We start from the raw sequence: 23,644 nt of genomic DNA, 5'->3' as shown, positions 1-23,644 counted from the left end.
AACGAGCCAGTGAATCTGAAAAGCGGGCGTCGCACCGAACTTGACGCGATGTAATGGACAGAGCACAGCTTCGCCGCCGACGGGGACAGCAGTGCCCGGGAGGAGGAGACCGTGCCGTATCCACGGAGACCACTGCAACCGACGAGATCAGCCACAGACTGGCTCGGCGCGGAGATCCGGCATTGGCGTGAAGCGCGGGGGCTAAGCGCGGCCGATCTGGGGCGCAACGTCGGGCTCAGTACGGATGCGGTTGAGAAGATCGAGAAGGGCGACCGGCTCTGCTCTGCCGAGCACGCAGGCCTCATGGACAAGCTCCTCAATACCGGCGGCGTCCTGAGCCGATTTCAGCCCTTTGCCAAGGCTGAAGGGGACAGGCGACGACGCCAAGCGGACAACCAGTCCTCGCGAGTCGCCCCCGCGGCAGGGGGTGGCATCCTGGCCATGAGCCGATCGGTCAAGGAGCCACCCCCTGTGCACCGCCGCACGCCGGTCGCGCCAGGCACCCTCGGCCTCGTCGCGGGGCTCGCCTCGCTCGGCGAGGAGCAGGGCTTTGGGGCGAGGATCAGTGCGGCGGACGTCCGGCGCGTCGATGAGACGGCGACACATCTACGCGAGTGGGGCAACCTGTACGGAAGTTCCGGAGCAATCTTCCAGACCTCCGCCCTTGACGTTCTCCAGCAGAGTGTGGAGCGCGCAGGCGACTGTTCCGCCCGAATCCGGCCACAGCTACTCGCTGCTGCGGGCCGCCTGGCACTGACGTTGGGATCCAACCGTTTCGACGGATTCCACCACGAGCAAGCCAAGACACTCTTTGCCCTGGCCACGGCCTGTTCCGAAGAGGCTGACGACTGGACGCTACGGGCCAGCGTCTTGAACTGGCGTGCGCGCCAGGCAATTTGGCTTGGCCGACCCGATCAGGGCCTCACCTTCGCCGAAATGGGCCTGGTTCGGCCCGACCGTATTCCGCCCCGCGCCCAGGCTGCCCTCCAAAACTGCCGAGCGCGGGCCTACGCTCTCCTCGGCCAAGCCAAGCCGGCTCTTGCTGCCGTGGATGCCTCCGACCGCCTCTTCGAGTCAGCCTGGGGCCAGGACGAGCCTGCATGGCTCGCCTACTACGACGCGCCGCAGCACCACGGAGATACCGGCCACGCCCTTCGGGATCTCGCCATCGCCGGCATGTTGCCGCCGGACCGTGCCGCTGACCGCCTGCGTACAGCGGTGGCCGGGCATGCCGACGCTTACCGGCGGAGCCGCGCCATGTCGATCAGCCGACTCGCTACCCTCCTGCTGGTGACCGGCGATCCGCAGGAGGCGATGACCGTGGCCCACCAAGCCCTCGATGATGTCGGCCAGGTGCGCAGTCGGCGCGCAGCAGCGGACCTCAGTGAATTCGCAGATTTGGCGGCTCAGCGCAGGGCCCCCGGCACCGCCGTCATCCGCGAACGGATTGCAGCGGCGGTTGGCCGGTGATGGCCCCAGCGATCACGGCGGTGGACGCTAGCCGGGAACACCTTCGTGAGGCATGCGAAGCGGTCGGCCTGCTCGGGCAATCTGACCGGGCTGAACTGATAAGGCTTGGTGAGAACGCGATGTGGCGCCTTCCCTCCCGGGGCCTCGTTGCCCGGATTGCGAGGGACGGGCAGCAAAGCGCAGCCGCCCGCGAGGTGAGGGTCGCCTCATGGCTCGCGGTCAACGGCATCCCCGCGGTGAAGCCCGCCGAAGACCTCGAACAGGCCTTGGAGGTCAGCGGCCGAGCCGTGACCTGGTGGCACGACCTTGGGCAACACCGCCCAGACACCGTAGCCGAACTGGCAGCCCTGCTGCGACGACTCCACGCACTCCCCGTTCCTGACGGTCTCAGCCTCGGGCATACAGATCCGTTCGTCCGCTTGGACGAGCGGATCGGTCAAACTGACCTCGACGCAGGCCAGCAAGCTTGGCTGCATGAACGGCTGGCGGAACTACGCCAAGCCTGGGATGAGCTACCGAGCGCTTCGCCCGAAGTGGTCGTTCACGGCGACGCTTGGGCCGGTAACGTCGCTGTCACTCCCGACGGCAACGCCTTCCTGCTGGATTTCGAGCGGACCGCCATCGGCCCCAGGGAGTGGGACCTTGCCAGCATTGCGGTCGCCTTCCAGACCTCGGGCACCGTCAGTGCTGACCGATACCGAAGCTACTGCCGCGCCTACGGGCTCGACGTCACCGACTGGCCTGGCTACCCAACGCTGCGCGGGGCTCGCGAGCTACGGCTGGTCTGCTTCGCGGCCCAGACCGCAGTCCAGCACCCAACTGCCCACGCTCAGGCGGTCTACCGGCTGGAATGTCTCCAAGGGCTGCACGGACCTCGTCCCTGGTCATGGAGCCCCGTGCCATAGGCCCAACGCCAAGTGAGATCAGATGCCCGCGATCGACCTCCCGCGGAGGGAGGTCACGCGCTGCGTGGCCGCCTAGAGAACAATGGGGAGCGATTCGAGTCCGCGAACCATCCGGGCCTGTCTCCAGGGCAGCTCTTCGCTGGGCACAGCTAGCTTGAGGAGGGGGAATTTCGTCAGGAGGGCGCTCAAGGCGATCTCGATCTCGGCTCTGGCAAGCGGCGCACCGAGGCATCGGTGGATGCCGTGGCCGAACGCCAGATGTCCGGTGGCATCACGATCGAGGTCTAGTCGGTCCGGGTCCGTGAATCGCTGGGGGTCGCGGTTCGCCGCACCGGGGGACAGGAACACCGGCCGTTTGGCCGTCAGAGCCTCCGTCTCGATGTGGAGGTCGGAGGTCGTCCAACGGAAGGTGGCGATCGAGACGGGAGAGTCGTATCTGAGAAGCTCGTCCACGGCGCTGGTGATGCTGGACGGCTCGTTGCGCAGACGGTTCATGGCGTCGGGGTTGCAGAGCAAGGCGAGCACCGAGTTGCCAATCGCTGCCGTAGTCGTCTCGTGGCCGGCCACGAGGAGGAGGACAGCTAGGGAGACGAGTTCCTCCTGGCTGAGTTGGTCACCCTCATCGCGGGCAGCGACGAGCTGGGAAAGGATGCTCCCGTCAGCGTGACGGCTCTTGTCGGCAACCAGCGCGGTCATGTAGTCGCCGAGAGCCTGGGAGGCGGCGTCGATCTGTTCGTGCTGTCCGGTTGCGAACAGTGCTGTGGACCACTGCGCTACGCGGCCCCGGTCGTCGGAGGGCACGCCGAGGAGTTCGGAGATGACGGTGACCGGGAGCGGTGCAGCTAGGTCAGCAATCAGGTCGACGTCCTGCCCGGATTCCCACGTGCTCAACAAGTCGTCGGTGAGACCGGCGATGAAGGGGCGCAGTCGTTCGACGGCCCCCGTGGTGAACGCCTTTGCCACGAGGCGGCGCAGCCGCGTGTGCTGCGGCGGATCGGTGGTCAGCATGCTCTGGGCGACCGCTGGATGCAGGTTGCGCTCGTTGGGCATGTCGCCGAAGAAGCGCGCCGTGTCCTTGGAGATGTCCGGGTGCGTGAAGGCCTGGCGGGTCTCGGCGTATCCGGTGACGACGTACGCCTCCAGGCCGTTTCCCATGGGGACCGGGAGCACCGGAGCTCTTCCGCGCAGAGCGGCGTACACCGGATACCGGTCCCGGTAGAAGGCAGGGTCCTGCAGAAGATTCGTCATGGGCGTTCCTGGTCCCGGGTCAGTTGCCGCTCAGCGCCAGCGGGTCGACAGAGGTTCGAGCAGTTCGGTAGGCGCGCGCTACTGATCGTAGCCACGTGATGTTGGCGTGCAGGTTTCCCGCTCCGGCGTCCGGGCCCGAATAGGGCGCGAGCTCGGACAGGAGCACTTTCCCGGCGCGGTGCGCCTGAAGGGCGTCCGCGAGGACGGCAGCTTCGATGCAGGCCTTGGCGGACTCGGAGTCCGCATTCTCATGTGCGGCGATCGCGCGGGTCGCCTCCTCCTGAACGGCGAGCGATCGGTAGGGGCGCAGGGCGCGGATCCCGTCCCAGATTTCAACAGCCCTGCGGTGGAGGACGAAGTTCATGTCGTCGGCTGTTCCGTCCGAGGGGAGCCTCAGCCCCGGAAGCACGTTGGTGATGTCGCTCCACAGAGGCTCGAGTTCGGCGATGGAGGAACGCTCCCAGCGCCGTCGGCGCCACTCGGTGAGTGGCCAGAGCACTGCCGGCAGGGTGAGCCCGCCGGTGATCAGCAAGATGCTGATGACCGGTGCTGTGTCGCTGAAAGCGCATCGCGTCGGCGTCACGGGACTGGTGCACACCGAGCCGGGGAACGGATCCCAGCCGAAGACTGGTACGACCGTGTCGATGATCTTGTAGGTGGCGTAGAGGAGGGCGAATCCGCAGCCGATCGCGGTCATCCGCAACCCGAATCGCTGACTGGCTCGTTCAGCTGCGCGGGCACGGCTCCACGTGTGGCTGAGGCAGTCGTAGACCGCGTAGCCGATGTAGGAGACGAAGGCCGCGTCGTACAGGTGGAGGGTCAGCGGGGCCTTGGTCCAGTGCGCGGTGACGTACGCGGAGCTCCAGAGCCGTGACGAGGGCGTGGTGAAGAAGGAGCCGAGCATCACCAGGAGTGCGAGAAGCAGCGGTTTGGCACGCGTGCGCAGTCGGCGTCGGGCTTCGGCGGCCTCGTAGTTGAGGTGGAGCAGCAGGGACGACACGGAGTACGCGGCGTAGAGGGTCGCGATGTCGCAGATCAGCTTCGAGAGGTCCGGAGTGACGGCTTCTTCTGCTGAGCGGATCGCCGGCTGGTAGGTGCTGAGCGCGACGGCGAAGGAGGCCAGGAGGAGCGCGAGGCTGAACGCTCCCGGTCGGCGTCTGGAGCGTCGGCGCAGGGCCCAATAGGCGGCAGCTGCAAGCAGGATGAGGACGAGTGCTGTGGTGATCAGGCTCATGGCTGTGGTGGGGGAGTCAGGCGAACAGGGCATCCCACCGGTCGCCCGGGGTGGCGAGGCGGGCTGGAGGGTGGATGCGTTCGAGATGGATGCGTTGGCGAATCAGCGTGGCCATCAGTTCCGCTTCCCGTTCATCGGGAGCGTCGTAGCCGGCCCGGCCGAGGGCGAGTGATCCCGGGTGACCGCAGATGATGTGGGCGAGTTCGTGCGCCAGGATGTGCATCTGGTGCAGCGGGGCGGTCTCCTCCTCGTACATCAGGATCTCCGCGGTGGGCGTTTCCAGGCGGATCCCGCACGGAGTGCCAAGGGCTGCTCCGGATGTGAGCGGCCGAAGGATGATGCGCTTGCCTCGCCGGGCAGCCAGCGCGGTGCACAGCTCTCCTGTGCCGAAACGGGGAGGGAGTTGGAGCTCGGCGAGTCGCTGTTCGCAGCGTCGACGGAGCGAGTCGGTGTCCATGGGCGTGGTTCCTTGCAGGGACGAACGTCCGATCAGAGCCTTTGGCCCTCCGGTGCGAGCACGGGGGTGAGCAGCGGCCTTACGGGGCCGAGCCGGAGTGCTGGGCGATCAGTGGCCCATGGCGACCCCGCCGTCTACGGGGATCACCGCCCCGGTGATGTATGCGGCCTCGGGGCTGGCGACGAATCGGACCGCTGCCGCAATCTCGTTCGGCTGCGCTATTCGGCCCAGGGGGACCTGCGCAATGATCGCCTCATGCCTCTCGGCGGGCAGTGCCGAGGTCATGTCGGTTTCGGTGAGTCCGGGTGCCACCACGTTGACCGTGATGCCGCGCGATCCCAGTTCGCGTGCGAGCGAGCGGGCGAAGCCGATAAGCCCGGCCTTGGAGGCCGCGTAGTTCGACTGCCCCGCCTCGCCGGCGAGAGCGACGGCGCTGCTGATGAACACGAGCCGCCCCCGGCGCAGGCGCAGCATGCCGCGCGCCGCGCGCTTGGCCGCCCGGAAGGCGCCGATGAGGTTGGTCTCGAGCGTGGCCGTGAAGTCTTCCTCGGACATCCGCAGCAGAAGCCGATCCCGCGTGATCCCGGCGTTCACGACGAGCACCTCGACCGGCCCGTGCTCGGCCTCCACCGTGTCGAAAGCGGCGTCGATCTGGGCGGGGTCGGTGACGTCGCAGGGCACGCAGAGGAACTGATCAGGACCGTCCCCACCGCGAGATGTGACGGCCACTCGGTCACCGCCGGCGGCAAGCTGATTGGCAACCGCGAGCCCGATACCGCGATTTCCCCCGATGACCAATACCGAACGCGACATGCTTGCTCTCCCTTTGGTGTCTGGCCCCGGCACGGCTCGTGTCCTCCTCGCCTCCGGGGACCTTCACCATGCCTTGCGATAAGCCGAAGCAAGAGTTCACGAAGCCAGACTTCCGGTTACGCAGCGTCGTCCTACGAGGTGCTGGCAGAGGGGCGAAATGGCCTGCGGTCCGGGCGCTTGCTGATTGCACATCACCCGATCGGCCCGACGGGCAGCGGCTTCGGCACTTTCAAAATGCATATTCCAAGATCGGCAAATAGCGTAGGGGAGTGCGTACGCGTTGTAGTGGACCAAGGTTGAGAGGGCGGGGTCCTGAGTCGTGAACGTGGTGAGCATCACATCTCGGGCTGACGGGGGAATGCCCGTGGAACGGGGGCGAATGCATGACTGAGGCCTTGCCCGCCCAAGACGTGTCCCCCGGCACCCTCCAGGAGTGGCTGAAATACTGGCGCAGTCGGGTCGATCCGCGTCGCATCCCGGGCCTCGACGCCTCGGACCGCCGCAAGCAGGGGCTGAACCAGGACGAAGTGGCTCGCCTCATCGGGGTGACTACGCGCTGGTACCAGGAGCTGGAATCCGGGCGCCGACTATTCAGCACATCCCATCTGGAGCGCCTCGCGCTCACCCTCAGGCTCTCAGAGCCGGAGCAGCGGGCCCTGTATCTGATGGCGTCCCATAAGGCCCCGCAGCCCAAAGGGACGACCGATACCGCGGCGCTCGCGGCGCTGGACGCCCCGATGCAGAAACTCCTGGATGTACAGCTGCCGCACCCCGCCTACCTGTCCGACACCGCGTGGAACATCATCGGATCCAATGCGCCGCAGACCGACTGGTTCCCCTGGGTCCCCTATGAGCCGAACCTCATGCGCTGGGCATTTCTGTATCCCGAGGCCCGTGAGCAGCTGGTCAACTGGAGGGACGACTGGGCCAGGCCCTTTCTCGCGCAGATCCACTACGCCCTCGCCGAGCACCCCGATAACGAGGACCTGCACAAGCTCGTCGCCGACATTCGCGAGGGCAACCCGGAGGCACGGAAGATCTGGGACTCGCACGAGGTGCAGGTGCATCCCGACGGCGACGAGCGACGGCTCCGCCTGCCCTACCACGGCTCCAAGGAAGTGCCGGTCCACATCATGGCCCTGGCGCCGCTGCGCAACCCGGCAATGCGCTTCATTGTGCTCATGGCCGCCGACGACTGACGTTGGCGGCGAGTGAACTTTCAGTGGCTGCCCGCGCCGTGCTCAGTTGCTGAGGTCGAGGCCGGCCGGTGCGTCGACGGCGGGATGGCCCGCGACCGCAGGAAGGCCTTCGGCGCGGCGAACCTGGTCTATCACTTGGGTGAGCAGCCGCAGGCCTTCCTCGGACAGGCCATCGGCGCGCAGTGCCACACTCAGGACGCCCGCATTCTCGGCCGCTGCGGCGATTGCAGTCGCGGCGTCTGGCTCCGGTCTCTGGCTCGTGGCCTGGTCTGGGTCGGAGAAGTCGCCGAAGAAGTAGCCCACCGGCACCCCGAACCAGTCGGCCAGGGCCTTGATCGTCTGCTGCTTGGGGTTCTCCCGTGCCCCGGTGCGCAACGACTGGACCGTGTTGGTTGAGAGCTTGACGCCGAACTCGCGCTGCACCCCCTCGGCCACCTGGGCGTTCGTGTAAGGCGAGCCGGTGGGGCTGAGCTTCTGGTGGAAGAGCGCGTCCAGCCGCTCGGCGAAAGACACCTCAGGTCCTTCGCTGTCCCGCCTGGTCATGCCCATCGCCTTCCCTCCGCTCGTCGAGTTCTCCCCTCAAGTCTAGCCACAGCTGTGGTGTGCAGGCATCCACCCGGCTGCATGCCGAACCACAGCTGTGGTTGACGCGGCAGTGCCACTGCGGTGTACTTTCATCCCGCACATAAACCACGGCAGTGGTAACGCCTGTTCGGGGGGCCTTCTGCCTTGCGTCCGCGCGTATGAGGAAGCGCTGGACTGCTGGAGCGGGCGCTCGTATGGTGCTGCTCCCGACGATCAAGGAAGGCAGCGGAAGGGGAATCGACACCACGTACTGCCAGTAGCCGGGCAGCGGAAATGAGACCGGCGTCCAGGAGCTACCAACTCCAAGACGCCGGGCCGACTCCCAGCCTGGACCGGAAGTCGCATTACACATCGCGCGAGTGGCGTGCCTTTTGGACGAGAACGCCGCGCCGCGCTCCTACGAACAACGGAGTATCCCATGCTCGCTATGCCGAGCGACACCTCGGCCTGCCCAGACGCGGCTCACCATCAGCTCCCGACCGCGTCCGCGTCGTCCTGCCGCGTTCCCGCTGGCGGCCTCGCCGTACCTGGCCACCTTGCCATGGCCCTACGCCCCCTCGCGCACGGCGCCGCCTGGCTGCGCCTGCGTGCCGACGCTCCACAACCGCGCGAGCAGGTCACGGCATTCCGCACCGACGGCACCCTCGTGCCGCTGACCGAGGCGGCCTGCGAGGCGATGCTGCGGTGGATCAGCGCCGACTACCCGGACGCAGCCTGGGACGCGGAACTCGGTCTGGATCTCGCCACCGGACTTATTCAACCCTGGATCGACGCCCCGCTGGGCCCCGCTGCACCGGCGGGGGTCTGAGATGCGCGTCCACCGCGAGGAGCACGTCCGCTCCTATCTCGTGCTGCCCAACCAGATCGCCCAGGACCGCCGCCTGTCCTACACCGCGCGTGGCCTGCTGGCGGACCTGCTGTCCCGCCCTGACGGCTGGGCCGAGGACGGGCGGCAGATGGCGGACACCAGCCCCCAGGGCCGCACCGCGATACGCAATGCCCTGCGTGAGCTTCGCGAGTTCGGCTACTACCTGGTGGAGACCGTCCGCCTGGACGATGGCCGGTTCCTGTCGGTCACCCACGTCTACGACACGCCCCAGAAGCCGGGGCTGGAGCCGAGTGCCGTCCTTCCGGACTCCGGTTACCGGGCCGCCGATCATGCTGGAACCAACCCCGTAAAGGACGAAGGGAAAGTACCCACCCTCCCCGCGCCCCGCGAGGGACGTGAAGCGCCCGAGGAGGATCAGGCCTCACGGGCGGAGGGCGAAGCCCCCGCGAAGACCGGCGAAGCGAGACCTGTCGAGGCGAGCGACCCGCAGACAAAGGAAGCGGTCGCCGCCCTGCATCGGGTGATCCGCGCCGAACCGCGCCTGCGGATCGGCATGGTCGAGGCCCTGACACTGGCGCCGATGGTGACCACCTGGCTGGAACGTTCCAGTGAGAAGCACCTCGCCGCCGCGCTGCTGCCGTGCCTGCCGTCCCGGATCCACCACCCGCTCGCCCTGCTGCGCGACCGGCTTCACCGCAAGATGCCGCCCGCCGCCCCCACGGCTCCGCCACGTGCCGCGGCACCGGGCTGGACCGAGTGCCCGACCTGCTTCGACCCGCTGCGCCCCGGCGAAGTGTGCCGCCCCTGCGCCGGGCTCGGCGAGCGCCGACGCACGGGCATCGGCAGCGGCGAAGCCGCAACCGCGCACGGAGCCGCACGAGCGCGCGCTGCCCTGCGCGGCAGCAACCCGCTCGCACTCGCCCTGGCCTGACCCGCCCTCATCTCCTGCCCCGCGCTCACCCCGTGTGAAGCGGCACGCAGGCCATCGGAGACCCCCCCGTGAACCACACGCACCTTCAGCATGCTCCCGCACTGCCCTCCAGCCAAGACATCGACGCCTGGCGTCTAGACGCCGCCTGCGCCTACATCGGCGACCCCGACGTGTTCTTCGCCGACATCCAGGACGTTGACCGAGTCCGCTCCGCCCGCATGGTCTGCCGCACCTGCCCGGTCAACGACCCGTGCCTGAACGACGCGCTGAACCTGGCCAAGGTCGACGACCTGGGCATCCGTGCCGGCACCACCACCAACCAGCGCAAGCACCTGCGCCTGCAGCGCATGTGGCGCTGCGACCAGGAGCACGTCGACCGCGTCCTCGGAGGCATCCGAGGAGTCCTGTCCGCAGCAGAGCGCGACCTCGCCGTCGTGCGTGCCGTCGACCTGGGCCTGTCCGCCGAGCGTCTGGCCAGCGCGCTGCGCGTCACTCCCAAGTACGCCCGGGAGAAGATCTCCGAAGAACGCAAGGCACGCCTCCACGACGCGGCCACCGACCCCGACCAGCCCTGCATCAGCCAGCTGGGGGCGGCGTGACCAAGTCTCGCCCGCGCCGCCGCCTGTCCGGCTGGGACCTGGCCGCCATCCTCGCGCTGGGCGCCGCAGGTAGCGCCCTGTCCTACGACGCCCTGCGCCAGATGGCGGCGGCCATCCACATCCGCCCCCAGCTGACCTACCTGTTCCCCTTGCTGCTCGACGGATTTATCGCCTACGGGGTCCGGGCCGTGGTGCTGCTGCGCCGCGCCGCCCTCCACGCCCGCGCCTACGCCTGGTCGCTCTTCTCCGCCGCGACCGCAGCGAGCGTCTGGGCCAACGCGCTGCACGCCGTCACGCTCAACAACCAAGCTGCACAACACGATTCGACCGACGGACTGCGGTTGAGCAACCTGACCGTCGGGATCCTGAGCACCCTCGCGCCGCTCGCGCTCGGCGGAGCCGTGCACCTGTACATCGTCATCGCCCGCCACCACAGCGCGGAGGACGACAGCGACCTCGCGGTCAGCCACGACACGGTCAAGGGCGACCGGGCAGAAAGCCGGTCAGCCGCGACCCAGACGCCCGCGCGACACGTTGACCCGGCTCTGGCCTTCCGCGCCGCCCGACGGCTGACCGACAAGCAGGCACGCACACACCGCCCCGCCCAACTGGCCGATACGCAGGGCAACCGGACACCGGTCAGCCCCGACAGCGCTCCGCCGGAAGCGACCCCGCCGCAGACAGGCCCCGCGACGCCGTCCGCCACGCCAGCGCTGACCGGAGACGATAACGCCCGCGCGTCCCAGGGCGTCCTGGTCGAACCAGCGGACAACGCTGAATCGGCGACGGCCGGCGGGGACGCGGTCAGTCCGAGCACTGACCGCCGGGCCGACCGCACGGATGCGGCGACGTCCACGACCTGGCGCAGCAGCGCCCGTGCGGAGGTGATGCGCCGACCGGCCCTGACCGCACGGACGGACCCTGCCGCAGACCTCGACCACCTGCTCCCGATCGCACGCAACGCCGCAGCCGAGGCAGGGCGGTTGAACCGAGCCGTGGTCGCGGACGGGATCCGCGCCTCGGGCTACCGGATCAGCAACGAGCGGGTCACCGAGGTGATGAGGGCCCTACGCAACCCGTCGACGAACCCGCCCGCCAAACCTCCGGGCAGACACCGCCGCTGACCTGCGGCCCGCCACCGCGCGGTCGGCGGGCCGCCCCGCGCACTCGAACTTCCGCCAGCACGACCACCGTTGAAAGGCCCCCCGTGTCCCGCTTCCACGTCCCCTCCTGGCTGCGACCCACCGGTTACTGGATCGCCCTCGGCGCCCGCCGGGTCTTCCTGGAGCAGTCCGCCCTGACCGACCAGCTCCTGGCGAAGCAGCGAGCCGAAGACAAGGCAGAACGTGCCCGTCTCCTCCGCGCCACGCTCGAAACGTGGCACTGACCTGACCAAAATCTTGACCTGCCAGCCCACTTGGGAGCCCATCCATGTCCATAACCCCAGCCGTCCCCGCGACGCCCGGGCCCGTATCCGAGCCCTGTGAGCGGCCGAGCGCCGGAGACGAGGCGGTCGCGCTCATGCGCCACCTCCTCAAGTTCGGCTACCTGCGCGCTGTCCGCCTTATAGAGAACGGCAGTTGGAGCATCCGCGTCAGCGACACCACGCCCGTCCTCACGCTTCCGGACACCGCGGCTGCACTCGACTACGCCGTCGCCGTCCTCAGCCTCGCCTACGGACCCCTTGACACCCCGAAGGCGGTCGCGTGACCGCCCCTGCCGGTGACGGCCGGCTGCGTATCGCCGCAGGTCAGAACCCCGACGAGGCGGGAGCAAGCTATATCCTTGGTGGCTCCAACCCGGGCGCTGCCGGGCTTGGAGCCACCAAGGAGCTTGCCTCCAGCGCACCGGGGGGCGCGCTGGAGGAGGGCGTCCAGCACCGGGGGGCGCTGGACGAAGAGGGCCCGACGGCCGGGCCCTCGATCGCTGCCGCGCCGGGCCCGCCTCCGCATGCTGCGGCGGGCCCGGCGGCCGGTGCTGCGGGGCCGGGGCGGAAGCGCCCCTACAGCCGGTCTGGGCAGCGCCGCGCGTACCGAATCCGTTTCAGCGACGCCGAGTTCGCGATGATCCGGCGCGCGGCAGGCTGGACCAGGTTGCGGCCGATGGGCTTCGCCGCGACCGCCGCGGTCGCTGCCGCCCAGGACGAGGAAGCCGCCCGTGCCGGGATCGTGGACGCCCGTGCCGCGATCAACGAGCTGATGTACGCGAGCGCCCAGTTCGCCCGCGCCGGAAACAACCTCAATCAGATCGCGAAGGCGTACAACTCCGGTGGCGAGCCCACCGCGGACATCGACGCCGTCCTCGCACGGCTGGTCTCGGCAGTCGCCCGCATGGAACAGGCGGCCGAACGCTTCACCGGAGGCTGAGCGGTGGTCCCCAACATCATCAGGAGGAAGAAGGACCAGAAGCGCTGGGGCCGCAACACCTACGGCCTGCTGCGTTACCTGTTCGGGCCGGGGGAGGCCAACGAGCACACCGACCAGCACCTGGTGACCAGTTGGAACCCGATGCTGACCGCGGAACCTGGTCAGTTCGTCTTCGGCAGCGGCGAGCACACCGCCCGGATGCGGGACCTGGCCCGCCACCTCGACCTGCCGGTCAACGCGCTGGAGGAACAGCAGCGGCCGAAGCGGTGGGTATGGCACTGCTCGGTACGCAACGACCCCGGTGACCGGATCCTGTCCGACGAAGAGTGGGCGACCGCCGCGCGCCGGATCCTGCACGCCACCGGTCTGGCGCCGCAGGGCGATGACCGGGCGGTGCGGTGGGCGGTCGTGCGCCACGCGGAGGACCACATCCACATCGTCGCCACGCTCGTGAGGCAGGACGGCCGCCGTCCCCGCCACCACAACGACGCCGGCCGTGCCCAGACCGAGTGCCGCACGATCGAACGTGAGTGGGGACTTCGGCAGCTCAACCCCGGCGACGGGACCGCGGCCAAGGCCCCCTCGCGGGGCGAGATCGCCAAGGCTGCCCGCCAGGGCCGCCCCGAGGCCTCCCGCGACGCGCTTCGCCGTGCTGCCCGAGCGGCCCTGATCGGATCAGGCAGCGAGGAGGAGTTTTTCGCCCGACTGGAGGACCAGGGCGTGCTCGTCAACCTGCGCCGTCTGCCCTCCGGGGACATCGGCGGGTACAGCGTCGCCGTCCTCGGCGACACCAACGCCCAAGGTGTGCCGGTCTGGTTCGCGGGGCGCAAGCTGGCCGCCGACCTGTCCCTGCCCAAGATCCGCGCCCGCTTCGACGAGACCGAACACACCGAGCCCGTCCTCCGCGACCAGGCTCAGCCCGAGCCGGCCACCGGCACCGCCGGAGCGGAAGCGGCGGGGGAGCGGCCGATCGCGGCACGACGCGCCGCCGCCGCGACGGTGGAGCACGCGACCACCGTGGTGGTGAGCGCCGAACCCGAGCTCGCCGCAGGCGAGATCAGCGACTTGACCGAAGTCCTCGACGCGCTCGCCCAGACCACGCCGACCGTGCAGCGCAGCGAGCTCGTGGCGGCGGCGCGCGCCTACGACCGCGCCGCCCGCTCCCACGTCCGCGCCGCCCGCACCCAGGACCGGGCGCTTCGCCGTGCCGCGGACGAGCTGATGCGCTCCGGCTACCTGCTGCGCAGCAGCAAGGACGGCGGCGCCAGCGCCTGGCTGCTGTCCGCCCTCGTCCTGGCGGTCTTCGCCGTAGCCAACTGGCACAGCCAGCGCGGCCACCACCAGCAGGCCGCCGCCGCCCGCGAGAGCGCCCAACACCTACGCCGCGCCTACCAGCAGACCGCCGGACAGCAGCTCGCCGCGCTGCACCGGGAAGGACGACGCCTACCTGGACCCGCACGCCAGCGCCACCGCACCACCGCGCTGCGCTACCACCCGCACCAGGCCCAGCAGGTAGACGAGGGGATGTTCGACGCCCTCGCCTACACCCTCCACCAGGCCGAACAACACGGCCACGACCCCGCCGAACTCCTGCGCCGCGCCACCGCCAGCCGAGAACTGGACAGCGCCCAGGACGTCACCGCCGTGCTGGTCTGGCGCATCCGCAATCTCGTCGACCTCCCCGCGCCGACCCCCGAAGCGCGCCGCCCCGAGCGCCCCGAGCACGGCGGCGACCGCGCCCAGGCCCAGGACGGCCCCGGCCGCCAGCGCTGAACCCTGACCGCGTCACGACCCGCGGCGCACCACACGTTTCGCCCACCCACCCGACGGAGAGTCCGCGTGCCCCGACACGTCCGCCCAACCCCCACCATCGCCAGCCGCCCGCGTCGAACAGGCAAGACTTCGGCATCCCAAGGGCGACGGTGGCTGCTCGACTGCTACCTGCTGCGCACCACGGACGCACTGGCCAGCGCGGTCATGGCCTACGCCGTCCCGCTGATCGTCCTACAACTCACCGGCTCCGCCGCGCTGACCGGCACCGCGTTCGGCATCGAATGGCTGCCCCGCATCGCGGCGATCCTGGGCGCCGGACCGCTCATCGACCGCCACACCCCGCAGACCACCGCGTTCACCGCAGCCGCCCTGCGCACCATCGCCACCGCCACCACCGTCATCGCCGTAGCCCTCGGAGCGGGAGCCCCAGCCGTACTCGCCTACGCCGTGATCGGCGGCATCCTCACCCAGGCCGGATACCTGGCCACCGAGTCCCTCACCAGCGAGGCCACCCGCCACGCCGGACCCGACGGACACAAGATCCAGGCCACCACCACGGCCATCGACCAAGCCACCCAACTCGCAGGCCCCGTGCTTGCGGGCCTGCTCCTGTGGTGCTCACCAACGGTCCTGCTGACCGCCGTCACCGTGCTGTGCGCGATGACCGCCCTCCAGACCCTGCTGCTCACCGACGCTCACCCGCGCCCGCGGCTGCGCCTGGTCACCGACCAGCCCACCCCGAACCTCGTGCGCCAGCTCGCAGCGGGCACCCGCACCGTCGCCCGCATCCCGGCGCTGGCCTGGCTGCTCGCCGCCCTGGCCGCCGGCAACCTCGTCTCCGGCGTCCTCCAGGTCGCCACCCCGATCCTCACCACGCAACGCTTCCACCACACCCCCGAGGCCACCACCGGCATCTGGACCGCCAGCGCCCTCGCCTCGCTCCTCGCCGTGTCCGTGGCCCGACGCGCCGTCACCCGGCTCGGACTGTTCCGCACCGGCGCGGTCGCCGCCACCATCGCGTCCATCACCGCCCTGGGAGCCGGAGCCGCGCCCACCTTCTCCCTCTACGCCGCCGCCGTGACCTTGATGATGGCCGCCGAAGGCGCCCTCCTCGTCGTCCTGCGGACCGGCCGCGCCCGCCTCATTCCCGCCGCCGGGTTCAGCGCCACCTTGTCCGCCACGGTGGCGATGATCCTCATCCCGCTCCCGATCGCCGGAGCCCTGGTCGCCAGCATTGCAGCCCCGCACCTCCAACTCGTGGTCATCGCGGCAGCCGGAGCGCAGGCGCTGGTCGCGGGCGCCTGCTTCACCGGCCTGGCCCGCCACCGAGCCGCGCTCGACGAAAGCCCCGAGCCGCTCCCCGCGAGCGCGCCGTCCGCTTCACCGTCCACGGCATTCGAGGACCGCGACGCGGCATGATCCGCTCACCCGAACTCTCCGGGCGGCCTGCGGACCAGGGGCGCTGCCGGGCATGCACAAGGCCCGGCAGCACCGCCTTCGAACGGGCCCTCACCTGCACTTCTCGCCGAGCTGAAACGCCTTGACTCCGCCGGTGAGGACGGCAGTATGTGTGCTCCCTATCAGCATCCGCGGAGCGGACCCCGAAGGCGAGAGGCCCGACGACATGACCGATCCCGACCCGACCCCGGCCACTCCAAGGCAGCCGCCGGTGCGGATGATCTACCACGCCGCTCCGCTGAGACCGCGCGGATTCGCCATCACGTGTCCAGTCTGTGCGGCGGACAGGAACTGGCTCCTGATCCACCGGCCGAACACCCGGGCAGCCTTCATCAGATGCCGTTGCGCCCACCAATGGATCGACCCGGAGTTCGACCTGGAGACCTTCGAGGCCATGTACATCCACCCCGAGCTAGAGTTCGACAACGCCGAGGACATCATCCAAGCGATGGGATTCGACGGGACCTTCTCAGGAACGTACCTGCCATAGGCGTCGGCAAGCGCCTCGATGCTCGGCTCTCGTCAGTGCCGTATGCCATCCTCTTCCGTGTTGATGATGGCATGTACGGGGCGATGGGGTTGGTGCATTGACGGGGTATCAGGTAGTGGTCGGGGATCTCGTCAACGCCTCCTGGGGGATGCAGGACATCTCGGAGACGCTGCTGTCCGCCGTCAACTCGGCCGTCGGCGAGCTCAGCGAGCAGCAGGGCATGGTCGGCGCTGACGACGCGGGTTCCGTGTTCGCTTCCGTCTACACACCGGCAGCGACTACGACGATCAATCAGATCGCCAACAGCTGCTACATCACTGGCCAGGGTGCCTCTTCGATCCTGACCACGGCGAACAACTACCTCGCGGCCGAGTCGCAGACCGCCGCCGAGCTCCTCGCGGCGACCGGTGGAGACGGCAGCCAACTGGCGCAGCCGTGGTCCTACGCGGACCAGTGCGCCCAGGACCCGCGCGGCATCGGCGCCACCCTGGCCGACGCCCGTGGCGGAACCAGCTTCGTGGACCAGTACCTCCTCGGCGAACGGTTCCGCGGCGACAGCGGCAAGCTGCGGACGGTGGCGGACACGTGGCGCAAGGTGGCAACGGTGACCGCCGGAACGCTCTCGGACGCCCAACTCAGCTGGAGCACAGCCACCGCCGAGTTCACCGGCACCACCGCGGACGGCGTCAACACGTACTTCCAGCGCTTCGTTGGCAAGGACCCGTATCCGCCACGCCCCTACGAAGGGGCTACCCTGATGGCCAACCTGCCGGCCGCCTGCCAGGCCCTGGCCGCGGCATGCGAAGCGTACGCCGACCACATCGACGCCGCAGCCAAGGTGCCGCCGCCAAACCCGCTGCTGGACCCGGAACCGTTCTGGGACAACCCGGCGTTGGGCGGCAACGGCCAGGACGGCGGCCTCCACGACGCGGTCGTCGCGGACCCGGACATCCACGCGCTGGCAGCCCTCGCCCACATACTCGACGGAAGCCAGAGCGTCGTGCCCGTTCCCACACCGGAGCCCGGCCCGCCCGGCCCCGGACCGCTCCCACCCCTGCCCGGCCCCGTTCCGGAGCCGCTACCGGTCCTCATCCCCGCCGTCTACCGGCCCGTGCCACCGGGAAGCAACATCGTCCCGCCGATCGGTCCGCCGATCCCACCGGACCCGCGGTTCCCCGCACTCAGCCCGTCACAACGCCTCACGTTCGACGGCTGGGTCTCCGGCCTGCGGACCGGGGACTACTCGGGTGGCAACGCGGCCGAGCAGGCGTACCAACTCCGCACCTCCGGCTACCCGGAGTACGAGGTGCCGATCCCGGCAGGGCTGTCGAAGTCCAACACGCTCATGGTCGACGGGCTCCGGTCCACCGACGGAATGGCGGTGGAGGCGAAGTACGTCAAGAACCAGAACAGCTGCTACCGCACCCTGGACGAGCTCATCAAGAACCACGCCACCGGCAAGAAGAACTTCCTGTTCCTCGACGACAGGCTGGAACTCAAGAAGTACGCCGCCGCGATCGCCGACCCGCGCAACCAGGGCCAGATCCGCGGCGTGGAGATCGACACCAACAACCAGCCCTCCATCGCCTACTGGCGCACCATGATGGCCGCGTACGGTGTCAAGGGCTACGCCCGCTACGTCCCCTAAGCCGCGACGAAAGGTCCCAGCCGTGCCCGCCAGCTCCACCGACCCCCTCGACGAACTCCGCCTGATGTGGATCTTCACGGGCCCAGACGGCGAGGACATCGGGCTCACCTTGAGCCGCTTCGCAGAAGCACTCACGGCTCGCGAGCCCGAGCCGTTCACCAGCGCGTGGGACGACCCCGCGGACGGAGCAGCGGAGGACACCACGATGAGCTTCAGCATCACCTTGGACGGCCAGCCCATCGAAGGCATCGCCAGCACAGACAACGAGGGGGCGTCCATCCAGGACGCCACCGTCGCCGAGGCCGTCGAGTTCGCGGCATGGATGCGCGACGAGTTGGTCAGCGGGGGAAAGACACTGACGGCGAATACCCGTCAGGGGATGGAAGACGAACTCCCCGACATTCCGGTCACCGGCCGGACCGACGACCAGCTCTTCGAGGACTTCGCCGAGCACGCGCGCACGGTGGCGTAGGCCCGCTCCCGCAGCTTGCCGTCATCAGCTCCGTGCACCGCCCAGGCCGTTCGCCGCGATGCGGCACAGCCGAATTCGACTGCACCGCATCAGGACGATATTCGCTTGGGGCTTCCAGGCTCTCGTGGCCATCCACGCCTGCGACGTGGCCGGCGCGCTGCAGTCCGCCACCGGCAACTGCCGCAGGGCCGTGGGGGTCAGGCGTCGAGGACGGCTTCCAGGATGGCCCTCGTGGCGGCGAGGGCTTCGGCCAGTCCCTGGGTCTCGCGGATGGTGGCGTGCACCATGCTCGGCCAGTTCAAGTCCAGACGCGGCCAGGTGGCCAGGAGCGCGTCACCGGTGGGGTACCCGATACGGGCGGACACCTCGACTTCTTGGCCGTGGAGGGTCCAGGCGAGGGCAATCATGCCTGGAGACAGGGGCTGAGGCTCGTTGGGCAGCCAGACGGCCTCGAGCCCGTCCGCCGTGGCCCGGACCAGTGCTCCGGAGACCGTGGGCGGCATGGGGTCGTGGCAGACGGTGGAGAGCGGAAAGCGCCGGGTGGGCGAAAGGACCGGTGGGAGGGACACGACAAGCCTTTCTGGCAGGGCATCGTCCGCGCGCGTCGATGGGCGCGTGGAAGGTCATCGCACTGCGTAGGTGGGGTGGTCATCGACGCGCGTCTCGTCGATGAGTCCGACGTCGAGAAGCCGGGAGAAGGCGTCACGCGTGGCGGGGTCGTCGAGTTCGAGGGCGTCGCGGACGACCTCGTAGCGGGTGGCGGGATGGCCGGCGAGGAAAGCGAGGACGCGGAGGTTGGCCTGGTTCGCGCGGTGCTGGTAGAGGCCGGTCGTGCCGATGGCGAGCGTCGCGGCGAGGACCGCCGGGATTGAGGGGCTGGCGAGGGCGAGGGCGAGGCTGACTGCGGAGGCGCCGTATGTGGCGGTGTCGATCAGACGGACGGAGCGGTACACGGTGGTCTGGTGCACGTTGGAGCCTTTCGGGGTGGGCCGGTCGGCAGGGGGTGGTGGTCGGTCAGGCGACGGGTGCGAGGAGTGCAGCGAGGAAGGCAGCGACGGCCGTACTCGGGGTGTCGGGGCCGAACTCCTGCCGCCAGCCGGGGCCGTGCTCGGGGCGGACGTGGAGGTCCCAGATGATGCCGCGGCTCCAGGCCGACGGGTCTTCGGGGAGCCAGGCGAGGTAGATGCGTCCGTCGGGGCTGGTGCCGTGGACGTTGCCGTCCGGGGTGGCGACGACGGCCCAGCCGCGACGGGTGATCAGGTCGAGGACGGCGGTGGCCTCGTGGTCGGTCAGCAGTGGGTCCTGCCGGTCGGAGGCGGTGTACGGGGCGGGAACGAGTGCGGTCGTGGACGTCGTCACGGTGGGAGATCCCTTCGTTGACCTGCGGTTTCATGAGGCATCCGTACGTTGGCATGCTCTTGCCCGGTTGTCGTAGCGGTGTTCGGGCTTGTCTGCCGTGGGCGAACCGGCGAAGCCGTGCGGGGCCCCATCCGCGGTGCCTGGAAGTGACCGTGTCCGACGGAGGCAGCGGCAGCGCCACCACGGTGCTGCCTGGCAGCGGGCCTCCGACCAGGCGGCTCAGGGACGAGGTGAGGCCCCTCCCCGAGCGTCGGGAAGGGGCCGTGGCGGTGCTCGTCGGGTGGGCCGGACCTCACCCGCGGCGTTCTGGGTGGGAGAACACCAGCGTGGGCGCGGTCGAGCGCGTCGGCGTGCGGTTGCTGACGGTGGCGCGTGCGGCGGCGAACGCGTCGGCCCGTTGGTGGATCTTTGCGGTCCGCAGCCCGTCCAGGGTCAGGTGGAAGCGCAGTCGCGGTCCGGCCTTGTCCTGCGCGAGGATGCGTTCGCCGACCAGGTCGCGCAGACGCATGCGCAGGTTGTACTCGCTGACGTGCGAGGGCAGCGCCGGGCGCAACTGCTTGACGGTGAGCGGCCCGTGAGCGAGGCCAGTGACGATGCGGGTGGTGTGGGCGGAGCTGAGCAGCTTCAGTGCCGCCTCGACGTCCAGCACCGGGTTGGCGTCAGAGGGCCCGTCGGCGCGGTGGCGCGCCCACTCGTCGACGGCGCGGAGCACCGGCAGGGCCGCGCGGCCGGCGGCGGTCAGTCGCCAGGCGGCGCCTCGGCCGAGTGAACTCTCGACCAGGCCGGTGTCCCGCATCATGTCCAGGCGGCCGTTGAGGGTGCTGGGGTTGCACTCCTCGATGCGGTCGAGCAGCTGCCGCTTCCCGGCCGAGCCGCTTTGGAGCTGGTGGATGACCCGCGCGGTCATGGTCGGTGCCAGCAGGCGCAGCGCTTCGTGGACCGCGTCCGGGGAGGCGGGGAGCACCGGGCTGTGATGGGGGAAGTCGGCGAGGACGGTGGCGGTGTTGGGCACGGCAGAACTCCTATGGCATGAACGGGAGGTAGAGAGGGGGCGGCACGCGGTCAGCGGTGCGGGGCGCTGCTCGCTCGGGTGCCCGGCGCCGGCGTGGAGGGCGCGGGGTGGGGCTGGGCGTGTCGGGTGGGGAGGTTCGGCGAGGTGGCGCGGGCCGCCCGCGCCCGGGCTGGTGTGGGACCTGGCGCGGCCTTCATGGCGTCGAGGCGTGCTGCGGCACGGCGGTAGACCTCAAGGTCCAGGCGGGGGCCGGCGGCGAGGAGGAAGACCTCCCGCGTGTAGGAGGACTGCCTGGAAGCGGGGCGCTCGGTGTAGACCATGCGCCAGCCGCCGTCCCCGCCGCGCAGGTAGAGCTTGCGGCAGCCCCGCAGGTCCAACTCGCCGTGCTGGTGCAGCGCCTGTCCGGCGAAGTCGCCCCAGACCAGGCCGCGCAGGATCTCCACGGCGCGGTCCAGGACGTCGGCGGGAAGGTCGTACAGGTCCTCCACGGCGTCCGGGTGCGCGGCGAACGCGAGCCGGGGCGCGCCCGGGTGCTGGTCGGGAGCGGGCGTGAACAGGCGCATCGGAGAGGGGGTGGTCATGGCGGGCCCCGGCGCTCAGGCGGTTTCGCCGAGTCGCGGGCGCGGCCGGAGCTGAGGGCGTGGCGGAGCGACGGGCAGGGCGTCGCGGTCGGTCGTCTCCGGTGGCGCGAGCACGCGGTGGGTGGGCCGGGAGGGATCGGTGGTGCACGCGGCGAACGGCCCGTCAGGGGCACGCAGCCGGTCCATGACGGGGAAGAAGACGTCCCGCAGCCAGGTCACCGGGCCCAGCAGTCCGGCATCGCCGGCGGTGAGCTGCTGCCAGCCCAGCCACAACATGTGCAGCATGGCCACCGCGTCCCGGTGCTCGGGCCACCGGGTGCACCAGGGCCGGGTCGCGGTGACCTCGGCGCCGAAGACGCCCAGCAGGATCTCGTCGACCCACAGGGTCATCGCCTCGACCTCGGCCGCGTACGCGTCGGGATCGAAGGCGTCGATCGACAACTCCCCGGCCTGCCCAGGCAGCCCCATCCCGCCGCCCGTGGCCGCACCGCCGGGGGCGGTGGAGGCGAGGTGCTCGACAAGCTGCGCCGTCATACGGGTCTGGGCGCTGGTGGAGGCGGCGAGTTGGGCGATCGCGGTCGGCATCTGCGCCAGCGCGCGCCAGATCCGGTCCAGGTCATCGGCGGGCACCGCAATCGGGCGGTCAACTGCGGGGGCGGGAGTCCGGTCGGGGCTGGCGTTGGTGGCGTGGGTCACGGGTGGGCCTCCGAGGTGAGCACGGTGTCGTGCTTCGACCCTCGGAGATCAGTTGCGGATGGACGTCCGCAACTCTTGTGCTAAGGTCCGCGCCCGCTGCGGGCGGACGACTCGCGAAGGCGGTCGGATCCAGGTCTCAGACCGACGTGCCGGGCTCGCCCCCGGACTGGACACCGACGGCCGGACTGAGTTCTCCGGACTACCGTGGGGCTGAAGGCTGTTGGGCGTCAGCGAGGAGCTGGTCGAGGCGCTTGCGTACCGCCTTCCCGTAGGTGATCTGGATGCCGAGGATCACCGTTGGTGGGAGGGTGCGGTACCGGAACCACCGGGGGTGCCGCGGCGGCGCGATCCCCTCCGCGTTGTTGCACACAGCGCACAGCAGGCCGCGGACAAGGCCCGACTCGTGCGCATGGTCGACCACCACGTCCTGGTGGTGCGGGTGTCCGCACGCCGCGCAGCGGCCCGCCTGCCATTCGACGAGCAACTCGACCGGGTCCTGATCGGGCAGCGGCACCGCTCGTAGATACGGCCAGAAATGGCACGCCGGAGGCAGAGCCTCGCGCAGCCTCTGCTCGACCTGCGCCTCGACCGTCATGCGGACGCAGCCGCCGAAATCGTCGCGGAAGTACGCGCGCGGGTAGTCGACGGTGTCCTGCCACTCCTCGTCGTCGAGGTGGCGGGCGCATCCGGCAAGGCCCGGCAGAGGCCACGACTTGCACCGGCGCACACCATCGCTCAACGGCCGACCGCACCGGACATACCCACGACGCAGTCCGGCCGCCATCTGTTCTGCTTCGATTCGGGCGAGCAGCGCGCGATGCCTGGCCCGTACCGGTGCCGGTACGGGCGGGGACGGGAGGACGACGCGTTCGCTCATCGGGCGGCTCCTGTAACAGCAGCAGTGACTGTGCGGCTATCCCACCACCCGCCACTGACACTGCTGGCCCGATAGGCTTTCAGGAAACGACACTTGAGCCAGATCCGGCCGACCGGCCCCACCGTCAATCCGCCTGGGCCCCGACACCGGTTCAGACGTGGTTGAGGTAGATCTTCGAAGCGTCGTGGAAGACCAGCGTCATGCCATGGCCGGTCTTCGGGGGCTCGGCGCGGCGCGAGTACAGGTCGACGGCCGCGATCTCGCCCGGGTCCGCGGCAAGGACCGCCTCGGCGAGTGCGGCTTTCAGGTGCGCGGGTGTGCCCTCGGTGGCGGTCGCCTGCCCGGGCGCGGCGGGCTTGTCGCCGAGGACCGGCTCGGGCTCGGGCTGGTCGAACCGGTCCCCGGGGGCTGAGGTGGCGACGATCTGCCACCGGCTGGCCTTGCCGCCGGACTGGATGCTCACGCCGTACGGGTACGTGGTGTTCCCCGCGTCGGCGAGAGTGGTGGCGGTGACGCCAGGGATGGACTGGGCGGCGGAGATGAGGAGCGGCTGGAACCGGTCGGGGCGCATACGCGCAGGTTATCCGGCGTGCTCCCGGCCGTCGGGCAGCGGGTCCGGCCGCCGCCGACCGACGGCCGGAG

28 protein-coding genes are annotated in these 23,644 nt (G+C 69.9%); 15 read left to right on the top strand and 13 right to left on the bottom strand.

Features of this window, described 5'->3' with window-relative positions; all coding sequences use genetic code 11:
* Nucleotides 1-111 precede the first annotated feature (111 nt).
* Both I2501_RS27775 and I2501_RS27770 read left to right on the top strand, forming a co-directional pair.
* Nucleotides 112-1,470: a helix-turn-helix domain-containing protein gene (locus I2501_RS27775; protein WP_196196993.1), complete on the top strand. Its 1,359-nt coding sequence runs from the start codon at nucleotides 112-114 to the stop codon at nucleotides 1,468-1,470.
* On the top strand, nucleotides 1,470-2,375 hold the full coding sequence (locus I2501_RS27770; RefSeq protein WP_215910061.1) for a phosphotransferase enzyme family protein: 906 nt from the start codon (nucleotides 1,470-1,472) through the stop codon (nucleotides 2,373-2,375). Before I2501_RS27775 ends, I2501_RS27770 begins: the two co-directional genes overlap by 1 nt.
* Before the next feature lie 72 nt (nucleotides 2,376-2,447).
* Here the strand turns inward: I2501_RS27770 and I2501_RS27765 are convergent, their stop codons facing one another.
* The 4 genes from I2501_RS27765 to fabG all read right to left on the bottom strand — a co-directional run bounded on the left by I2501_RS27765 (nucleotide 2,448) and on the right by fabG (nucleotide 6,127).
* Entirely contained in the window at nucleotides 2,448-3,623 is a 1,176-nt protein-coding gene (locus I2501_RS27765) for a cytochrome P450 family protein (RefSeq protein ID WP_196196992.1), read from the bottom strand.
* Nucleotides 3,624-3,642: 19 nt separating this feature from the next.
* Nucleotides 3,643-4,857 (bottom strand): MAB_1171c family putative transporter, encoded by a 1,215-nt coding sequence (locus tag I2501_RS27760; RefSeq protein WP_196196991.1) that lies wholly within the window; start codon nucleotides 4,855-4,857, stop codon nucleotides 3,643-3,645.
* Between the two features lie 16 nt (nucleotides 4,858-4,873).
* Complete coding sequence (locus I2501_RS27755) at nucleotides 4,874-5,314, bottom strand: ImmA/IrrE family metallo-endopeptidase (protein ID WP_196196990.1); 441 nt, start codon at nucleotides 5,312-5,314, stop codon at nucleotides 4,874-4,876.
* A gap of 108 nt (nucleotides 5,315-5,422) precedes the next feature.
* Nucleotides 5,423-6,127 (bottom strand): 3-oxoacyl-ACP reductase FabG, encoded by a 705-nt coding sequence (fabG, locus tag I2501_RS27750; RefSeq protein WP_196196989.1) that lies wholly within the window; start codon nucleotides 6,125-6,127, stop codon nucleotides 5,423-5,425.
* A gap of 383 nt (nucleotides 6,128-6,510) precedes the next feature.
* Between fabG and I2501_RS27745 the strand changes: the two genes are divergently transcribed.
* A complete protein-coding gene (locus tag I2501_RS27745; protein WP_196196988.1) occupies nucleotides 6,511-7,326 on the top strand; it encodes a helix-turn-helix transcriptional regulator in 816 nt (271 codons plus the stop codon).
* A gap of 42 nt (nucleotides 7,327-7,368) precedes the next feature.
* Here I2501_RS27745 and I2501_RS27740 read toward each other — a convergent pair whose 3' ends face one another.
* Nucleotides 7,369-7,839 (bottom strand): helix-turn-helix domain-containing protein, encoded by a 471-nt coding sequence (locus tag I2501_RS27740; protein ID WP_196196987.1) that lies wholly within the window; start codon nucleotides 7,837-7,839, stop codon nucleotides 7,369-7,371.
* A gap of 613 nt (nucleotides 7,840-8,452) precedes the next feature.
* Here I2501_RS27740 and I2501_RS27735 point away from each other — a divergent pair.
* The 12 genes from I2501_RS27735 to I2501_RS27680 all read left to right on the top strand — a co-directional run bounded on the left by I2501_RS27735 (nucleotide 8,453) and on the right by I2501_RS27680 (nucleotide 18,477).
* Nucleotides 8,453-8,719, top strand: coding sequence for a hypothetical protein (locus I2501_RS27735; protein WP_196196986.1), 267 nt, complete (start codon nucleotides 8,453-8,455; stop codon nucleotides 8,717-8,719).
* A 1-nt stretch (nucleotide 8,720) separates the two neighbouring features.
* Entirely contained in the window at nucleotides 8,721-9,671 is a 951-nt protein-coding gene (locus I2501_RS27730; RefSeq protein WP_196196985.1) for a hypothetical protein, read from the top strand.
* 68 nt (nucleotides 9,672-9,739) lie between these two features.
* Complete coding sequence (locus I2501_RS27725; RefSeq protein WP_196196984.1) at nucleotides 9,740-10,270, top strand: WhiB family transcriptional regulator; 531 nt, start codon at nucleotides 9,740-9,742, stop codon at nucleotides 10,268-10,270.
* A complete protein-coding gene (locus tag I2501_RS27720; RefSeq protein ID WP_196196983.1) occupies nucleotides 10,267-11,394 on the top strand; it encodes a DUF2637 domain-containing protein in 1,128 nt (375 codons plus the stop codon). The genes I2501_RS27725 and I2501_RS27720 overlap by 4 nt, the downstream gene beginning before the upstream one ends.
* Before the next feature lie 83 nt (nucleotides 11,395-11,477).
* On the top strand, nucleotides 11,478-11,657 hold the full coding sequence (locus tag I2501_RS27715) for a hypothetical protein (RefSeq protein WP_196196982.1): 180 nt from the start codon (nucleotides 11,478-11,480) through the stop codon (nucleotides 11,655-11,657).
* Between the two features lie 44 nt (nucleotides 11,658-11,701).
* Nucleotides 11,702-11,980 carry a hypothetical protein gene (locus I2501_RS27710; RefSeq protein WP_196196981.1) on the top strand — a complete coding sequence of 93 codons (279 nt, stop codon included), beginning with the start codon at nucleotides 11,702-11,704 and terminating at the stop codon, nucleotides 11,978-11,980.
* Nucleotides 11,977-12,636 carry a MobC family plasmid mobilization relaxosome protein gene (locus tag I2501_RS40760; protein WP_196196980.1) on the top strand — a complete coding sequence of 220 codons (660 nt, stop codon included), beginning with the start codon at nucleotides 11,977-11,979 and terminating at the stop codon, nucleotides 12,634-12,636. The genes I2501_RS27710 and I2501_RS40760 overlap by 4 nt, the downstream gene beginning before the upstream one ends.
* Before the next feature lie 3 nt (nucleotides 12,637-12,639).
* Nucleotides 12,640-14,409, top strand: coding sequence for a relaxase/mobilization nuclease domain-containing protein (locus I2501_RS27700; protein ID WP_196196979.1), 1,770 nt, complete (start codon nucleotides 12,640-12,642; stop codon nucleotides 14,407-14,409).
* Between the two features lie 66 nt (nucleotides 14,410-14,475).
* Complete coding sequence (locus tag I2501_RS40365) at nucleotides 14,476-15,828, top strand: MFS transporter (protein WP_196196978.1); 1,353 nt, start codon at nucleotides 14,476-14,478, stop codon at nucleotides 15,826-15,828.
* A gap of 205 nt (nucleotides 15,829-16,033) precedes the next feature.
* Nucleotides 16,034-16,357 (top strand): hypothetical protein, encoded by a 324-nt coding sequence (locus tag I2501_RS27690; RefSeq protein WP_196196977.1) that lies wholly within the window; start codon nucleotides 16,034-16,036, stop codon nucleotides 16,355-16,357.
* A gap of 115 nt (nucleotides 16,358-16,472) precedes the next feature.
* Nucleotides 16,473-18,005 carry a restriction endonuclease fold toxin-2 domain-containing protein gene (locus tag I2501_RS40755; protein WP_328806676.1) on the top strand — a complete coding sequence of 511 codons (1,533 nt, stop codon included), beginning with the start codon at nucleotides 16,473-16,475 and terminating at the stop codon, nucleotides 18,003-18,005.
* 22 nt (nucleotides 18,006-18,027) lie between these two features.
* A complete protein-coding gene (locus I2501_RS27680) occupies nucleotides 18,028-18,477 on the top strand; it encodes a hypothetical protein (protein ID WP_196196976.1) in 450 nt (149 codons plus the stop codon).
* A 197-nt stretch (nucleotides 18,478-18,674) separates the two neighbouring features.
* Here the strand turns inward: I2501_RS27680 and I2501_RS27675 are convergent, their stop codons facing one another.
* The 8 genes from I2501_RS27675 to I2501_RS27640 form a co-directional block, all read right to left on the bottom strand.
* Nucleotides 18,675-19,046, bottom strand: coding sequence for a hypothetical protein (locus I2501_RS27675; RefSeq protein WP_196196975.1), 372 nt, complete (start codon nucleotides 19,044-19,046; stop codon nucleotides 18,675-18,677).
* Nucleotides 19,047-19,100: 54 nt separating this feature from the next.
* A complete protein-coding gene (locus tag I2501_RS27670; RefSeq protein WP_196196974.1) occupies nucleotides 19,101-19,445 on the bottom strand; it encodes a hypothetical protein in 345 nt (114 codons plus the stop codon).
* Between the two features lie 46 nt (nucleotides 19,446-19,491).
* Nucleotides 19,492-19,836: a DUF317 domain-containing protein gene (locus tag I2501_RS27665; protein WP_328806675.1), complete on the bottom strand. Its 345-nt coding sequence runs from the start codon at nucleotides 19,834-19,836 to the stop codon at nucleotides 19,492-19,494.
* A gap of 292 nt (nucleotides 19,837-20,128) precedes the next feature.
* Nucleotides 20,129-20,848, bottom strand: a complete 720-nt coding sequence (locus I2501_RS27660) for a hypothetical protein (RefSeq protein WP_196196973.1) — start codon at nucleotides 20,846-20,848, stop codon at nucleotides 20,129-20,131.
* Between the two features lie 50 nt (nucleotides 20,849-20,898).
* Nucleotides 20,899-21,429 (bottom strand): hypothetical protein, encoded by a 531-nt coding sequence (locus I2501_RS27655; protein ID WP_196196972.1) that lies wholly within the window; start codon nucleotides 21,427-21,429, stop codon nucleotides 20,899-20,901.
* A gap of 15 nt (nucleotides 21,430-21,444) precedes the next feature.
* Nucleotides 21,445-22,125 carry a DUF4913 domain-containing protein gene (locus tag I2501_RS27650; RefSeq protein WP_328806673.1) on the bottom strand — a complete coding sequence of 227 codons (681 nt, stop codon included), beginning with the start codon at nucleotides 22,123-22,125 and terminating at the stop codon, nucleotides 21,445-21,447.
* A gap of 199 nt (nucleotides 22,126-22,324) precedes the next feature.
* Complete coding sequence (locus I2501_RS27645) at nucleotides 22,325-22,864, bottom strand: endonuclease domain-containing protein (protein ID WP_236047305.1); 540 nt, start codon at nucleotides 22,862-22,864, stop codon at nucleotides 22,325-22,327.
* A gap of 289 nt (nucleotides 22,865-23,153) precedes the next feature.
* On the bottom strand, nucleotides 23,154-23,573 hold the full coding sequence (locus I2501_RS27640) for a hypothetical protein (protein ID WP_196196971.1): 420 nt from the start codon (nucleotides 23,571-23,573) through the stop codon (nucleotides 23,154-23,156).
* Nucleotides 23,574-23,644: the final 71 nt, after the last annotated feature.

Source organism: Streptacidiphilus fuscans (assembly GCF_015690355.1).
GTDB classification, from domain to species: Bacteria; Actinomycetota; Actinomycetes; order Streptomycetales; family Streptomycetaceae; genus Streptacidiphilus; species Streptacidiphilus fuscans.
The sequence above is the reverse complement of the archived record's forward strand: the minus strand, read 5'-3'. Positions and strand labels throughout refer to the sequence as shown.